Raw genomic sequence first — 15,922 nt, forward strand, 5'->3', positions numbered from 1 at the left:
AGACACGAAATGGTTAAGAATCCTCTACACGAGGAATCTTAACCATATTTACCTGAAAATCAGGTGTAAGAGAAATTACTTCAACTCTACTTCAGCACCTGCTTCTTCGAGTGCTTTCTTAAGAGCTTCAGCAGTATCCTTATCTACACCTTCCTTGATGTTAGAAGGAGCTGCGTCTACAAGATCCTTAGCTTCTTTCAAACCAAGACCGCAGTGTTCTTTAACAGCCTTAACAACCTGAAGTTTAGCAGCACCTGCACTCTTAAGAACTACGTCGAATGAGCTCTTTTCTTCAGCAACCTCACCGGCAGCAGCAGGACCAGCTGCAACAGCTACAGCAGCAGCTGCAGGTTCGATACCATATTCTTCCTTAAGGATAGTAGCGAGTTCGCTAACTTCTTTTACAGTAAGATTTACTAGTTGTTCAGCAATAGCTTTAATATCTGCCATTTTTATCTATTTATTAAAAGTTTTTATTCAAATAAGTTTTGTTGATTTTATCTTTCTTCCAAGGTCTTCAACACACCATGGATAGTCTGACCTGCAGACTGAAGTGCAGAGATAACGTTCTTTGCAGGAGATTCCAACAAAGCGATAACGTCTCCGAGGAGTTCCTCTTTGCTCTTGATAGATACCAAAGCATCCAAGTTCTGAGCACCTACGTAAATGCCTTCTTGAGCATACGCAGCTTTGAGTTGAGGTTTACCTTCACCCTTAGAGTCTTTGGTAAAATCTTTAATCAGCTTAGCAGGGCCATTAGCCGACTGGCTAAACATGATCGCAGTATTACCTTTCAATACGCTGTAAATAGGAGCAAAATCCACTTCAGAGGCAGCCAAAGCCGAACGCAATAGCGTATTCTTCACCACCACCAATTTAATTTCACTTTTGTTACAAGCTCTTCTGAGGGCCATTGTTTTATCAGCATTCAAGGCCTCGATATCCGTCAAATAGAAGTGAGGATATTCGTTGATATAACCTTTGAGTTGCTCTATAATTAAGCCTTTATCTTCCTTTCTCATTTCTTAGTTCCTTTAGTATTAATCTTCAACAGACTTAGGATCAACCTTGATACCGGGACTCATAGTACTTGAAAGATAAATGCTCTTTACATATGTTCCTTTTGCAGAAGAAGGCTTAAGCTTAATCAGCGTAGAGATAAACTCTTGTGCATTCTCCTTAAGTTGTTCGGGAGTAAATGACACTTTACCAATAGAAGTATGGATAATACCAGTCTTATCTACTTTGAAGTCAATCTTACCGGATTTCACTTCACGAACAGCCGAGGCAACATCATTAGTCACAGTACCGCTCTTAGGGTTAGGCATCAAGCCTCTCGGACCGAGTACACGACCCAGTGCTCCGATTTTACCCATGATAGCAGGCATTGTAATGATAACGTCAACATCCGTCCATCCGCCTTTTATCTTTTCGATATATTCGTCCAATCCAACAAAGTCCGCACCGGCTTCTTTAGCCTCAGCTTCTTTGTCAGGAGTACATAATGCAAGAACCCTTACTTGCTTACCGGTACCGTTGGGCAGTGTTACCACGCCACGTACCATTTGATTAGCTTTACGAGGATCTACGCCAAGACGTACGTCAACATCTACAGAAGCATCGAACTTTGTGGTTGTTATTTCTTTCACCAACGCAGTAGCTTCCGCCAATGTGTACGCTTTCCCGGCCTCAATCTTACCTAAAGCTAACTTTTGATTTTTTGTTAGTTTACTCATGTTACAATTGAAGTTAAAAAATTACCCGGGAAAATCCCCTTTAATCGTAATACCCATACTTCTAGCTGTACCGGCTACCATTTTCATAGCAGCTTCTACAGAGAAGCAGTTAAGATCAACAAGCTTGTCTTCAGCAATCGCACGAACCTGATCCCATGTAATTTCAGCCACCTTCTTACGATTAGGCTCGGCTGAACCACTCTTCTGCTTTGAAGCTTCGAGCAATTGTATTGCCACAGGAGGGGTCTTAACGATGAAATCAAAAGACTTGTCAGCATAGTAAGTAATTACTACTGGTAATACTTTACCGGCTTTCTCTTGGGTTCTGGCATTGAATTGCTTGCAAAACTCCATAATATTGATACCCTTGGCACCCAATGCAGGTCCAACGGGGGGAGAAGGGTTTGCAGCTCCTCCCTTAATTTGCAATTTTATTTGTCCAGCAACTTCTTTAGCCATTGTTCAAAAATTAAAAGTGTAAACACTAGATTTGTAGTCCATCGTAGGATTCCGTAACAAAAACCTACTCTTTCTCTACTTGAGCATAACTCAGTTCAAGCGGAGTTTTTCTTCCGAAAATCTTCACCATCACTTTAAGTTTCTTTTTATCGGAATTAACCTCCTCTACAGCAGCTTCAAAGCCGCTGAATGCACCGTCAATAACTTTGACGGTATCGCCCACGAGGAAGTTTACATCATAATCGCCTTCCATATCCGCCATTTGGTCTGCCTTACCGAGGATTCTATCCACTTCAGACTTGCGCAACGGCACAGGAGCACCGTCACCCAAAAAACCAATCACGTTGGGAGTGTTCCTCAGTTGGTGCGTTACTTCACCTACCAAGGCAGCTTCGATCAAGATGTACCCCGGTAAATATGGGCGTTCCTTTACAACCTTCTTGCCCGCTCTCTGAGCCACTACCTTTTCTGTGGGAATAATCACACGAAAAAGATAATTACCCAAATCGCTGTTCTTCATTTCCGCTTCCAGATATTCTTTCACTTTATTCTCTTTGCCACTGATGGCACGGAGAACATAAAATTTTTTATCAGCGTCTGACATATCTTATAAACTTAACGAAGAATCAAACTATAAATCACATCAATGATTTCACGGAAGCCCAAGTCCACTAAATAGACAAATATCGCAATGATAAGGGAAGCAATCATCACTACGATAGCACTATTGGTCAACTCGGAGCGAGAGGGCCAAGAAACTTTATGAGCAAGCTCGTTATAGGAATCCATAATATAGGATCCCGTATTTCTTAATAGTTTCATTTCTACGAAAATTTTGCACGGGTTGAGAGACTCGAACTCCCGACACCTGGTTTTGGAGACCAGTGCTCTACCAACTGAGCTAAACCCGTGAATAAAACCGACCCTCGACAAGAACCCTTATCTAAGGGTCGGTTTGATATATTTTATTGAAATCTGCTTTGAGCTTACGCTGCTTTGGCAGACATTTTGACCAAATTAGTCAACAAGTTCAGTGATCTGACCTGCACCAACTGTACGACCACCTTCACGGATAGCGAAGCGAAGACCTACGTTACATGCAACCGGGTAGATAAGTTCTACGTCGATAGTCACGTTGTCACCAGGCATTACCATCTCTGTTCCTTCAGGAAGAGTAATCTCACCTGTTACATCCAAAGTACGGATGTAGAATTGAGGGCGATATTTGTTGTGGAACGGAGTGTGACGACCACCTTCTTCTTTCTTCAAGATATAAACCTCAGCCTTGAAGTGCTTGTGAGGAGTAACCTGACCAGGTTTAGCGATAACCATACCACGCTTGATCTGATCTTTATCGATACCACGAAGAAGAAGACCTACGTTGTCACCTGCTTGACCTTCGTCAAGAATCTTACGGAACATCTCAACACCTGTTACCACTGACTTCATACCTTCAGCACCAAGACCGATGATCTGAACTTCGTCAGAAGTGTGAATAATACCGGTTTCGATACGACCTGTAGCTACAGTACCACGACCAGTGATAGAGAACACGTCTTCGATAGGCATCAAGAAAGGTTTATCAACATCACGCGGAGGCAATGGAATCCAAGTATCTACTGCATCCATAAGCTCCATAACCTTGTCTTCCCATACGGCTTCACCATTAAGGGCTCCCAGGGCAGAACCACGGATAATAGGAGTATTATCACCGTCAAAGTTGTAGAATGAAAGAAGCTCACGCATGTCCATTTCAACAAGCTCAAGCATTTCCTCATCATCAACCATGTCGCATTTGTTCATGAATACAACCAAGCGAGGCACGTTCACCTGACGAGCGAGCAGGATGTGCTCACGAGTCTGAGGCATAGGACCATCAGTAGCAGCTACTACAATGATAGCACCGTCCATCTGAGCAGCACCGGTAACCATGTTCTTCACGTAGTCAGCGTGACCCGGACAGTCAACGTGAGCATAGTGACGGTTAGCAGTTTCGTACTCTACGTGCGAAGTATTGATTGTGATACCGCGTTCCTTTTCTTCAGGAGCATTGTCAATTGAATCGAATGAACGCAACTCAGACAAACCTTTCTTAGCCAAAACTGTAGTGATAGCCGCAGTCAAGGTAGTCTTACCGTGGTCCACGTGACCGATCGTACCAATATTTACGTGTGGTTTCGATCTGTTAAAGTGTTCTTTTGCCATAACCTTATTATTTGCTATTTTAGTTAGTTGTGTTTAGTTTTTACGTTAAACCACAATTTAGAGCCGATGCCGGGACTTGAACCCGGGACCTCTTCCTTACCAAGGAAGTGCTCTACCGCTGAGCTACATTGGCAATCTACATTTAACTGTGGGCAGTGATGGATTCGAACCACCGAAGGCGAAAGCCAGCTGAGTTACAGTCAGCCCCATTTGGCCACTCTGGTAACTGCCCATAGACTATCACCAGTGACAACAGGGCTACCAAAAGTGATTAATCGGGTGCAAATATAGTGACTTTTTCTATATCAGCAAATAGTTGATTAAATAAAAAGTCATTTTTTATATGCACCAAACAGTTATTCTTCATATTACATCACAGGTTCATAGATGTATAAAAAGACACAACCCCTGATCATACAAAGGCAAACAAATCCCTCCCGATCAGAAATGCATCAGGAGAGTAGCTACCCGTATAATCACTTGCGCACAATGTAATCCGAATGTAAAGATAAATAAAATTTTGAACATCAACACTTTTCATGTCAGATAATCTATCTTTATCTTTGCAAATAACCCACTCCGTTTACCGCCACCATTTCGAACTAAAAGCATGACGCATTCAGAGCTCGGCCACAAATACTACACCCCAAAGTGAGAATTGTCAGAAATACCCACTGCCCTCCCCTACTCCTATAGCAGGAGAAACAGTGCACACAGGACACATGATGCCGAGCACATTATTAGCCTTCAAATCAAACCTCATTATCCGGACTTGTCCTCGTCTTATATTACCAGCAATAACCTATCATACACACAAAAAAGGTATGCCGAAAAATGCTCCGGCATACCTTTATTTTTTATTTATGTATGATTGCTATTTTGTTTTACTTTTTGCCGTTCAATGTCTCTTTTCTCTTTACAAGCTGTTTTTTCAAGGCATCGATGGACAGATCTATGGATTCCTCAAAGGTATCACTTATCTTTTGAGCAAATAGGTCGTATCCGTCAACAATAAGTTTTATAGACGCATCTTTATTTTGTGCTGCCTCCGGCTTTACCACCTTGAGGATTACTTCAGCAGCCTGAATACCATCTACAAAATGAGTTAATTTATTCAATTTCTTCTCAATAAACTCTTTCAGTTGGTCGCTTGCATCGAAATGCAACGATTGAATTCTAACGTCCATAGCTTTTATAAAGTTTTGTGCTCTTGGATGAGCGTTATACATTTCTCTGAGCTGCCTGAATGAAGTATGAGTATATTGCACCGTGGTAGATATGCTCGAATGTCCCAACAACTCTTTCACAGCCATTAGATCAGCGCCTTGATTGAGTAGGTCTGTTGCAAATGAATGCCTCAGGGCGTGAGGGCCGCGTCGCGAGAGATTGGGCACGGAAGCAAGCATACGGTGCACCACCTGATATACCTGACCTGTTTTCATTGGCTCTCCTTTCAAAGATAGAAAAAAGGATTTAGAAAAAACAACTTTTTCGGCCTTAATTTGCATCCAATTGTTAATCATTGTATACAAACGTTGCCCAAACGGAATAAGCCTCTCTTTATTGCCCTTGCCATGAACCCTGATTACCCTCTTGCCCATGTCTATATCAGTATCCATAAGACTGCTCACCTCAGAGCGTCTCATTCCGGTCTCATATATCAATTCTATGATCAGACGATCTCTCACTCCTATAAAGTCTGTCGGCTCCTCATCTCCCGTATCCAACAATGCCTCCACCTCTTTCTGAGGCACATATACCGGCAAAGGACGCTCTCTCTTGGGGCCTTTGAGCAAAGCCACAGGGCTCCCCTCCAGCACACCAGACTTTACCAAATACTTATAATAGCTCTTGAGTGAACTCAAGCGTCGCCCCACAGATGCGGGGCTCTGGCCCTCTTTGATCATATGCGAGAGCCATGCACGGGCAAGATCGGCATCGCCACTCCCCGGCGCAAAAGGCTCGGACAGATAGTTAGCCACAAAGACGCAATAGCGTCCCAAATCATCTTTATAAGCTTTGACGGTGACAGGCGAGTAGTTCCGCTCTGCCGAGAGGTAACTGCAAAATTCGATTATAGAAGAGTGCAACATAAATATACTTTACTGATATTAACCGTTTAAAAGTAGTAATAAGCCCTCAGAATCAGGAGTGTCACACAAAAAAAGACACCTCCGCAATAGAGATGTCTTATCAATAAGGCTTATAAGCATGAACAGAAATAATGCCTCATCAAGAGCACTAACGTCACACTGCAAGGGGCAAAAGTTACACCTTGAATTAATCTTCCTGTTGTTGCAGTTGCTTTACGTAAACGGCTTTTTCCATTTTCTTACGCTTGGCCACAGAAGGTTTAGTGAAAGCTTGACGAGCTCTCAGCTCACGTACAGCACCTGTTTTCTCAAACTTTCTTTTAAATCTCTTCAGAGCTCTTTCAATGTTTTCGCCCTCTTTCAATGGAACTACGATCATAATGATTTTTCTTGATTTCTATTTTTTATGTTATTATTTCCTTTATTACCTATATTTTGGTTCGCAAAGTTAGAAAGAGTTTATTGAAACACCAAAACTTATTATCATAAAATATTCAGAATCCGATACAATTCCTGTTTTCTCGGCACATTTGAACACTTCATAAATGAGGCTCAATACCAGCGAATGGGGTATGAATCCGCCTTTAGCTTTCAGTTTGCACCCAATACGAGGCTATGATATGCAAAAAGTAAGATCTCCCCGATGCTTCACAAACATGGTCCCGAGATTATGAACCAAAATTCCAGGGGGCTTGACAAAGGCTTCGTAGTGTTGTATCTTTGCTCTTGGATGAATTACCTATACACACTATATATACTAAATCAAAAACTTATTTACAATACGACTACGGAATATGAGCACTATCACAGATAATACACTACAAACAATTGCATCAGATTATTCCCCCAGCGAATATACCACATGCATTAGGAAGCTCATGGTTTGGTATATTTTACTCACGCCATATACTCACGAGCGCAGGATACATCACTGATCCTCAGCATACTTCTCTCTTTACATGGCTTTACCAAAAAACACTACCCTCATTCACATAAAGGCTACTCCAATGATAGCGATATGCCTTGCCCTATAATAATAGCAGACTGAGCCATCCGAGACTGTTGCAAAAATCAACAGTCTCGTGGATTTTGGAGGCAAAGCCGACAAAAGACTCTTTGACCGGGCAGAGAGGGTAAAGTGCAAGGCGCTAAGAGTGAGTGCACACGGAGTTTACTTCAGGTAAATGACCAAGCGCGAATCTCGCAAGCAACGAAGCAATTGGCCTGCTATGCAACGGTCTCATCCTGCAAAGCAACCCAAAATCATCATATAAAAACGACAGACTCATCATAGACGGACGTTCGACCTATCCTATAAAGTCAGCCGACCTATCATACACGGACACTCGACCTATCTACAAGGTCTATACACCTATCCTAATAGAATCTTTCATTCATCTCTAAAAGCCACCTGTTTGGACACGTCTGTAAAAAAATGACATATAAACGGTATACTTTCTTAAGATATTCATTTATCGCACGGGATACAGACTACCGATTTATTTAGCCTATTATTTTCCGGCTTTCAGTCCCTGAAAAAGAGCGTCCTTATTTAGACTATGTACAAATAAGCTCATTTTTATAACTACGAAACATAATAAAAAGGCCCATTTGCCAACTTTATAAAATTACTTAGATAACACAAAAACAGTCCTCTAACCTTAAGACCTCAGCCCTTGTATTTTGCCTCAATACTATCATTTTGTCAAAACACGAATCCTGCCCTCCGTTGTGTAGCAATAAAGCCTCTATCACTATCGACATCTCACTCAAAAAAGAAATATTTTCTGAAAAAATAACTATGACAGAGAACAAAATCAAGGGGTAGTATTGTTAATAGAGCAATGTACAATACTCAGTTTTTACGAGAGCTAGTCCTGATGGTTGATATTTGTTGAATCAAATATTCTTTTCAACCCGTTACATTTACTCATTCATAAAGCTGTCTTCTTTCTCCTCAGGAGCGAGAAGTATGGTTTGTATGGCAAAATGATAAGATAATGAGCTGATAAATAAGCAAAAATATCACTATACGTACAGCACCCAGTGTAAAAGCAGAGAGTACATGATGCCGCAGACACAGAAAAAAACTTAAGAGATCAGACAAAAAAGGTGTAAAGATATTTGGAGATTTATAAAAAACAACTACCTTTGCATCGCAAAACAAAACAAACTCTTCCTTAGCTCAGTTGGTTAGAGCATCTGACTGTTAATCAGAGGGTCCTTGGTTCAAGTCCAAGAGGAAGAGCTCTTTTGTAAGCACGCTTTTTCTATTTTAAAATAATTCTTCCTTAGCTCAGTTGGTTAGAGCATCTGACTGTTAATCAGAGGGTCCTTGGTTCAAGTCCAAGAGGAAGAGCGTTTTTAAGGGTCGATCTTTTATGAACAAAAAGATGACCCTTTTTTTATTTGAACAAAGAATTTGTTTTGAATTTTTAAGAATGATGCATTTGTTTATATCTTTTATGTCAGGGTTTGTCCTTTTTCGCATCTTTGATACTTCATCTGATCCGTATAGCCTGCTATACAGGGCAAAAAGAGTTTCTAAGCCATCATAAAGAGACTGAGAACATGACATAAAAAAGTTCAAAAACAGCTTCTAAATTTAAAGGAATATTTTAACCATGGACTCTAAACAGGCCTATCAATTAGAGCACGAAAACATACCCAAGCTGCTCATGCATTACACTATACCGGCAGTAGTGGGCACTATGGTTAATGCTCTATATAATATAGTAGACAGGATATTCATAGGACAAGGAGTGGGAGAGTTTGCTATCTCGGGATTGGCTCTCACGTTTCCTATCCTGATTTTCCTACAGGCCTTCGGGATGCTTATAGGTGCGGGAGCTTCCGCCAGAGTATCTATCCTACTGGGCCAACATGACCGTGACGGAGCAGAGAGGATACTGGGCAATGCTATCGTGCTTACGATAATCACACAAGTACTCACTATCATCCCATGCCTTGTATTCATGGAGCCTCTGCTCAGACTATTCGGAGCCAGCGAGCGCACCTTGCCCTATGCCTACGACTACCTCAAGTATATCATCCCCGCCAATATATTTGCATCGCTCAGCTTCGGGTACAATGCCATCATGAGAGCATCGGGATACCCACGCAAAGCTATGATCACGATGCTTATAGGTGCAGTGACCAATACCTTGCTGGATGCCCTCTTTATCTTTGTATTCAAGTGGGGTATTGATGGGGCAGCCATAGCCACGGTAATATCCATGTTTATCTCCGCGGTGTATGTGATGTCACACTTCTTCAGCAAGTCCAGCATCATACGCTTCCGTCGCTCCAACCTAAGGCTCTCATGGGAGCAAATCTGTGCTATTATCTCTATAGGTGTAGCACCCTTTTCTATACAACTTCTGGGTAGCGCAGTAAATATTATTATCAATCGCTCCTTTGTAGCGTATGCCGGCTCGGAAGTCATGGCAGACAGAGCCATAGGCGCATACGGCATAGTCAATAGTTATGTCACGCTCATAGTCATGATCATACTGGGAGTAGCTCAGGGTATGCAACCGGTAGTGGGTTATAATTACGGAGCCATGCAAATAAAAAGAGTTATCAAAGCGTTTAAAATATGTGCTATTGTGAATGTAAGCGTATCCACACTGGGTATGATATTAGCGCTTCTTATCCCCTACTTCCTTTCTAATATGTTTACCACCAGCGTGATGATGACTGAAGTTTCGGGAAATGCCATGCGTCTATGTCTCTGGGGCTTCTTCTGCGTGGGATTCCAAATTACATCTACACAGTTTTTCCAAAGCACGGGTTACGCAGGCAAAGCTATGGTGCTTAGCCTCTCGAGACAGGTTATATTCCTGATCCCTCTGATCCTCATACTGCCCAAGATGTGGCAGCTTGAGGGAGTTTGGCTATCTATGCCCATATCCGATGTACTATCCGGTGTGATGGCTATAGTCATGATTACGGCTCAACTGAAATATTTAAACAGTTTTCCTGATGCTTCTGATCTTAGGGAAGAAGAGTTGATGAAGGAAGGCATCTAAAAAAACCAACTTACGCTATGCGCGTTTTCGTAGAATCATTACTTGTACAGTTGCTTTTCACCCCCTACCTCGCTTATGTGGGAGGAAAAGCATTGCCAAGCAAAGGGCCATGGAGAATGGCGCTTTATACTCTGCTGGGAGCAGAGGTATTATTATATATTGTAGGATACACGTGCAACAGCTTCTTGCCTGATGAGGTGATGTCCGGAATCATGCAAATAAGCGGAGTATATCTTATGGCTGTGATCTACGGTGGTCCGTTGGTCATAGTGATAGACATACTGGGGCGACTGGACAAAAAGCATCATGGCAGATATGCCCGCTTGAGTGAGAGACAAGCACAAAATGTGCGTTTGGGGCTCTTTGCTCTTGTAACGGCGGTAGTGGTATTTGTAGTTGTTCAGGGCGATTACAACGTAAGGCACCCCCGCATCAGACATATGGAGCTCAAGACGGCCAAGTCGGATCCGCAGGGCAAACGCGGCAAACTGCGTATAGCATTGCTCACAGATACACACATCAGCGAAAGCATCACTTACCCTATCATGAAAAATGTAATCCAAAAGACTATGGCTTTCAAGCCGGATCTTATACTGATAGGCGGTGACTATATAGATTTTACAAGTAACTATGCCTACAAGCCGGATATGATGAGGGCATTTACGCATGACCTGCATGCTCCGCTGGGTAAGTACTACGTGCTGGGCAACCATGAGTACAGAGCTGACATGGCCAAAAAGAAAGCCTGGGTAGGACTCACCGGAGGTAAACTGCTGATAGATGAGATAGCATACCCCGGTGACAGCCTGATATGCCTTGTGGGACGTGACGACAAAACCAACAAGCACCGCATGACTATGCAAGAAGTAACCCGCAAAGCGGACAGGGCACTACCCGTGATACTACTGGATCATCAGCCCAATACGATGGAAGAACTCAAAGCCAATGGTGTGGACATAGCTCTGGGCGGACACACACATGCCGGACAGTTATGGCCCATGACTTGGATGGTAAAGCTGGTATTTGAGGATCCATTCGGGTTACAGCAGGATGGCTTGCACACCAATTATATCAGTAGCGGAGCAGGAGCAGCATTCCCCGCATATCGCATCGGGTCACGCTCGGAGATTGTTATCATTGACCTTATACTGTAAAGTGCGGTTAAAATATTACATTTGCATCCGATTAGCAGGCGTTTAATGCACCTTGCTCAGCAAACAGAAACAATCAGTTTTTCAGAGACGGAATGAATAAGACATCAGACTACAAGCTTACCGTTGTAATACCGATATACGACGAAGAGGACAACATCTATAATTTGGAAACACGGCTCAACGATTTTTTGTCAAAAGCGCTGACACCCACCTGTGTATTATTTGTGAATGATGGATCCAAAGATTCCAGCCAAGATAAATTGACTGAAATATGTGGGCGCAACAAGGACTTCTACTACCTTTCCTTTGCGAAAAACTGCGGATTAAGTGCAGCTCTCAAGGCAGGCATAGACTATACAGAGTCGCCTCTGGTAGGTTATATGGACGCTGATCTGCAAACAGACCCTGATGACTTCAATCTCTTATTACCTCATACAAGCGAGTATGAGCTATGTATGGGTATTAGAGCAAACAGGAAAGACTCAGGATTCAAAAAGCTACAATCAAAAATAGCCAACGGATTTAGACGCATGATGACGCACGACGGTGTGGAAGACACCGGCTGTCCACTCAAAATAATGCACACAGATTATGCCAAGAGGATACCATTCTTTACAGGGATGCATCGTTTCCTGCCGGCTCTCATACTACTACAACAAGGTAAAGTGAAGCAAATACCCGTAAGGCATTATCCTCGCATGGCAGGCGAATCGAAATATCATTTATGGAATAGGCTCAAGGGACCTTTTCTTGATTGTTTTGCCTATAGATGGATGAAAAAAAGGTACATCAACTATCAGGTCCAAAACGATAATATTACAAAGTAGTGAAGTCGGATATGTGGATATTTGCCATAGGATTTTTGGCGCAAGGATTCTTCTCGGCAAGAATACTATTTCAGTGGGCTCTCTCGGAGAAAGCAAAAAAAGTAGTCACACCTTCCATATATTGGATACTGAGCATTGCGGGGTCGTACCTATTGTTTATTTACGGCTGGTTGCGCAATGACTTTGCCATCATATTCGGACAGCTTATATCCTACTATATCTACCTCTGGAATCTGGATGTGGAAGGTAAGTGGAAGAAGATACCTTTTATTTTTCGGCTTATCCTGATGATTACCCCCGTGGTAGCGCTGAGCATGCTCATAAATGATGCTCAAACTTTCCTAAACTCTTTCCTGCGCAACGAAAAAGTGCCGCTTTGGTTAGTCATATACGGCTCCATGGGACAAGCCATCTTCACGCTCAGGTTTATTTATCAGTGGATATACTCATCACGCAGAAAACAATCGATACTCCCTCGCGGATTTTGGATATTGAGTCTGATAGGTTCGGGCACTATTATTAGTTACGCTGTGATACGCCTCGACCCTGTGCTCATGCTGGGACAGTCGGTAGGCTTTATCGCTTATATCCGTAATCTGATGTTACTCCGCAACGAACGGAAAGCTACTGTATAGCTCTCTTATAAAACCTTCATCCCTTCCTATGGACATCTCTAAGAAATACTCCGACAGCATATTATTCCCCTCGCTCATCGCCTTGATAAGCTTACTGCCACTGTTTATCCTGAGGGATTTCTCCGTAAGCAACGAACTGCGCTATCTCAGCATAGCAGATGAAGCGATACGAGAGGGACATCTATTTGTCTTTACAAACCATGGTGAATACTATGCGGATAAACCGCCTCTTTACTTTTGGCTGATGATTTGTGGTAAGCTTTTGCTGGGAGAGCACAAGATGTGGTATATATCCTTGCTCTCATTTGTCCCGGGCATAGTGACTCTGGGCATCATGGACAAATGGACAAAAGACATACAGCACCGCATGGGACGTAAGGCATCACAATATATGCTGCTCACAACCGGGTTATTTATAGGGTTGCTGATATTCGCACGTATGGATATGCTCATGACCATGTTCATAGTACTATCACTCTATACCTTTTATAAGCTATACAAAGGATGTGCGAGGCCTGCTGACAGATATTTATTTCCCGTTTACATCTTTTTGGCAGTATTTTCCAAAGGGCCAATAGGTATTCTCATCCCCCTTGCGGGCTCAGTGGTATTTCTCATCACTGAAAAGAAGATGAGGGAATGGAAGAGATATTGGGGAGGAACCACATGGGGCATCCTGCTATTGCTGTGTGGTCTATGGTTCGGTATGGTTTATCTGGAAGGCGGGGATGACTATTTGAACAATCTGCTCTTCAAACAAACAGCAGGTCGGGGAGTAAACGCTTTCCATCACAAACGAGCATTTTATTACTATCTTACCTGCATCTGGTATATCACGGCTCCGTGGTGCTTACTGCAAGTAATATTACCCTTTACCGCCCAATACAACCGACATACCGACACTACCAAACTGATGCTCTGTGTAGCAGGCGCAGGCTTTGTGATGCTATCACTCATCAGCTCCAAATTGGCAGTATATCTGCTACCTCTGGTACCATTCATGGCATATTACACTATGATGATACTACCTTGGAAAGATCAATCCCGATGGACAAAGGTAGCTGTGGCGATACCTTATGCCCTATTTGCGATAGCATTACCAGGATTATTCATAGCTCGTACCGTGAGTTCGATACCGTACTCGGATAATGCTTTCTTGATTATCGCGTCCTTGCTTTTCAGCATTACCGGAGTATGCAGTCTGATAAGCTTATACCGCAAGGATATATATAGAAGCATTATTGTATTCTCCATAGGGCTGTTTATTTCTATCTTTGCGGGTAGCGGACTGATTTTAGAAGTAAACCAGAATGAAAGTTACGGCGGTATTTGCTCTACCGCTCAAGAGCTTTCAACAAAATATCAACTGGACACCTTCGGTGTCTACGAAATGAAACGAGCCGAGAATATGGATGCTTATTTGGGACAACCGATTGTCTTCTACTCAAGAGGAGATCTGCTGCAAGGCAAAGCATCCGGTGCTGTAGTTATGATACCCAATAAAAAGCTCAAAGAAGATGATGAACTGGCTACGCACCTCTCGTCATGCACTGAGAAGCAAACAAGAGGCGCATTTACAGCCTTTGCATTATAAAGAAAGATAAAGAAGGATGAAAAGAAATATTTTGGTAACCGGTGCTGCTGGGTTTATCGGACATTACACTGTACAAGCTCTTTGTGAGCAAGGACATCGTGTAATAGGTATTGATAACCTAAACGACTACTATGATGTAAATCTAAAATATGCCAGACTCGCTGTGAATGGTATAAATAAGGATTACATCACAGATCTTAGCCTTGTGGAATCGACTATTTATCCTGAATATTCTTTTATCAAAACAGACCTCACTCATCGCACCTCACTGGAAGATCTGTTTCGAGAGTATAGATTCGACATCGTTATCAATCTGGCGGCTCAGGCCGGTGTACGATACTCTATTGAAAACCCTTACGCTTATATAGAATCCAATATTGTAGGATTTATCAATTTGCTCGAGTGTTGCAGACATTTTCCCGTAAGTCATCTTGTATATGCAAGTTCCAGTAGCGTATACGGCATGAACAGCAAAATACCTTTTGCTGAAACAGATATGACTGACCAGCCTGTGAGTCTATATGCTGCAACGAAGAAGTCTAATGAACTGATGGCTTATACATACAGCAAGCTCTATCATATCCCTGCTACAGGACTTCGCTTTTTTACCGTGTACGGTCCATGGGGGCGGCCGGATATGTCTCCGTCATTATTTATGGACGCTGTGATAAACGGTAAGGAGTTAAAGATATTCAATCATGGCAACATGAGGCGAGACTTCACGTACATTACGGATATTATTGGCGGCATCATGAAAGTTGTATTCAAATCTCCTACCCTACCTGTACCTCATTATTTGTACAACATAGGCAACTCGGAGCCCGTAGATCTCATGGAGTTTATCAAAGTCATAGAACAAACAGCGGGAAAGGAAGCTCACAAATTAATGCTGGGCATGCAGCCTGGAGATGTTACTTGCACCTATGCCGATACAAGTCGACTGCAACACGATTTCAATTACCATCCATCCACCTCCATATCACAAGGCATACACGAGTTTTACAACTGGTATATATCCTATTATTGCGCAAAATAAGCAACATAATCATCACACTATTTCATACGCTGCATCTTTTCCATACCAAGAAAGCACGACTATTGAGAATGCCTTTTAAGATCATTCCGTCTCATTATTACTTCTATAATTCTTTATACCTTCTTTCACTCACTGCACACTCAGAGTGTATC

General features: G+C 42.5%; 15 protein-coding genes and 5 tRNA genes. 8 read left to right on the forward strand and 12 right to left on the reverse strand.

Features of this window, described 5'->3' with window-relative positions:
- Positions 1-75: 75 nt before the first annotated feature.
- The 12 genes from rplL to rpsU form a co-directional block, all read right to left on the reverse strand.
- Complete coding sequence (rplL, locus tag VYJ22_RS10855) at positions 76-450, reverse strand: 50S ribosomal protein L7/L12 (protein WP_329904082.1); 375 nt, start codon at positions 448-450, stop codon at positions 76-78.
- Between the two features lie 47 nt (positions 451-497).
- Positions 498-1,022, reverse strand: coding sequence for a 50S ribosomal protein L10 (rplJ, locus tag VYJ22_RS10860; RefSeq protein ID WP_329904084.1), 525 nt, complete (start codon positions 1,020-1,022; stop codon positions 498-500).
- Between the two features lie 18 nt (positions 1,023-1,040).
- A complete protein-coding gene (rplA, locus tag VYJ22_RS10865; RefSeq protein ID WP_329904086.1) occupies positions 1,041-1,736 on the reverse strand; it encodes a 50S ribosomal protein L1 in 696 nt (231 codons plus the stop codon).
- Positions 1,737-1,757: 21 nt separating this feature from the next.
- Positions 1,758-2,195, reverse strand: a complete 438-nt coding sequence (gene rplK, locus VYJ22_RS10870; protein WP_329904088.1) for a 50S ribosomal protein L11 — start codon at positions 2,193-2,195, stop codon at positions 1,758-1,760.
- 64 nt (positions 2,196-2,259) lie between these two features.
- Positions 2,260-2,799, reverse strand: coding sequence for a transcription termination/antitermination protein NusG (gene nusG, locus VYJ22_RS10875; RefSeq protein ID WP_329904090.1), 540 nt, complete (start codon positions 2,797-2,799; stop codon positions 2,260-2,262).
- Between the two features lie 11 nt (positions 2,800-2,810).
- Positions 2,811-3,017, reverse strand: a complete 207-nt coding sequence (gene secE / locus VYJ22_RS10880; protein WP_329904092.1) for a preprotein translocase subunit SecE — start codon at positions 3,015-3,017, stop codon at positions 2,811-2,813.
- Between the two features lie 16 nt (positions 3,018-3,033).
- Positions 3,034-3,106 (reverse strand) — tRNA-Trp (locus tag VYJ22_RS10885).
- Positions 3,107-3,212: 106 nt separating this feature from the next.
- Positions 3,213-4,400 carry an elongation factor Tu gene (gene tuf, locus VYJ22_RS10890; RefSeq protein ID WP_329904094.1) on the reverse strand — a complete coding sequence of 396 codons (1,188 nt, stop codon included), beginning with the start codon at positions 4,398-4,400 and terminating at the stop codon, positions 3,213-3,215.
- 61 nt (positions 4,401-4,461) lie between these two features.
- Positions 4,462-4,533: transfer RNA gene (locus tag VYJ22_RS10895), tRNA-Thr, on the reverse strand.
- Between the two features lie 16 nt (positions 4,534-4,549).
- Positions 4,550-4,632 (reverse strand) — tRNA-Tyr (locus VYJ22_RS10900).
- Positions 4,633-5,284: 652 nt separating this feature from the next.
- Positions 5,285-6,493 carry a ribosome hibernation-promoting factor, HPF/YfiA family gene (hpf, locus tag VYJ22_RS10905; RefSeq protein WP_329904096.1) on the reverse strand — a complete coding sequence of 403 codons (1,209 nt, stop codon included), beginning with the start codon at positions 6,491-6,493 and terminating at the stop codon, positions 5,285-5,287.
- Between the two features lie 187 nt (positions 6,494-6,680).
- Positions 6,681-6,872, reverse strand: a complete 192-nt coding sequence (rpsU, locus tag VYJ22_RS10910; RefSeq protein WP_329904097.1) for a 30S ribosomal protein S21 — start codon at positions 6,870-6,872, stop codon at positions 6,681-6,683.
- 1,795 nt (positions 6,873-8,667) lie between these two features.
- On the opposite strand from rpsU, the gene VYJ22_RS10915 reads away from it, so the two are divergent.
- The 8 genes from VYJ22_RS10915 (at position 8,668) to VYJ22_RS10950 (ending at position 15,770) form a co-directional block, all read left to right on the forward strand.
- Positions 8,668-8,741: transfer RNA gene (locus tag VYJ22_RS10915), tRNA-Asn, on the forward strand.
- Positions 8,742-8,778: 37 nt separating this feature from the next.
- A tRNA-Asn gene (locus tag VYJ22_RS10920) sits at positions 8,779-8,852 on the forward strand.
- A gap of 265 nt (positions 8,853-9,117) precedes the next feature.
- Positions 9,118-10,524 carry an MATE family efflux transporter gene (locus VYJ22_RS10925; RefSeq protein ID WP_329904098.1) on the forward strand — a complete coding sequence of 469 codons (1,407 nt, stop codon included), beginning with the start codon at positions 9,118-9,120 and terminating at the stop codon, positions 10,522-10,524.
- 17 nt (positions 10,525-10,541) lie between these two features.
- Positions 10,542-11,678: a metallophosphoesterase gene (locus tag VYJ22_RS10930; protein WP_329904099.1), complete on the forward strand. Its 1,137-nt coding sequence runs from the start codon at positions 10,542-10,544 to the stop codon at positions 11,676-11,678.
- A 92-nt stretch (positions 11,679-11,770) separates the two neighbouring features.
- Positions 11,771-12,505 carry a glycosyltransferase gene (locus tag VYJ22_RS10935; protein ID WP_329904100.1) on the forward strand — a complete coding sequence of 245 codons (735 nt, stop codon included), beginning with the start codon at positions 11,771-11,773 and terminating at the stop codon, positions 12,503-12,505.
- Positions 12,505-13,140: a lipid-A-disaccharide synthase N-terminal domain-containing protein gene (locus VYJ22_RS10940; RefSeq protein ID WP_329904102.1), complete on the forward strand. Its 636-nt coding sequence runs from the start codon at positions 12,505-12,507 to the stop codon at positions 13,138-13,140. Before VYJ22_RS10935 ends, VYJ22_RS10940 begins: the two co-directional genes overlap by 1 nt.
- Positions 13,141-13,168: 28 nt before the next feature.
- Positions 13,169-14,734, forward strand: a complete 1,566-nt coding sequence (locus VYJ22_RS10945) for an ArnT family glycosyltransferase (RefSeq protein ID WP_329904104.1) — start codon at positions 13,169-13,171, stop codon at positions 14,732-14,734.
- A 16-nt stretch (positions 14,735-14,750) separates the two neighbouring features.
- On the forward strand, positions 14,751-15,770 hold the full coding sequence (locus VYJ22_RS10950; protein ID WP_329904106.1) for an NAD-dependent epimerase/dehydratase family protein: 1,020 nt from the start codon (positions 14,751-14,753) through the stop codon (positions 15,768-15,770).
- Positions 15,771-15,922 lie beyond the last annotated feature (152 nt).

This window comes from Porphyromonas pogonae (assembly GCF_036320655.1).
Lineage (GTDB): Bacteria > Bacteroidota > Bacteroidia > Bacteroidales > Porphyromonadaceae > Porphyromonas > Porphyromonas pogonae.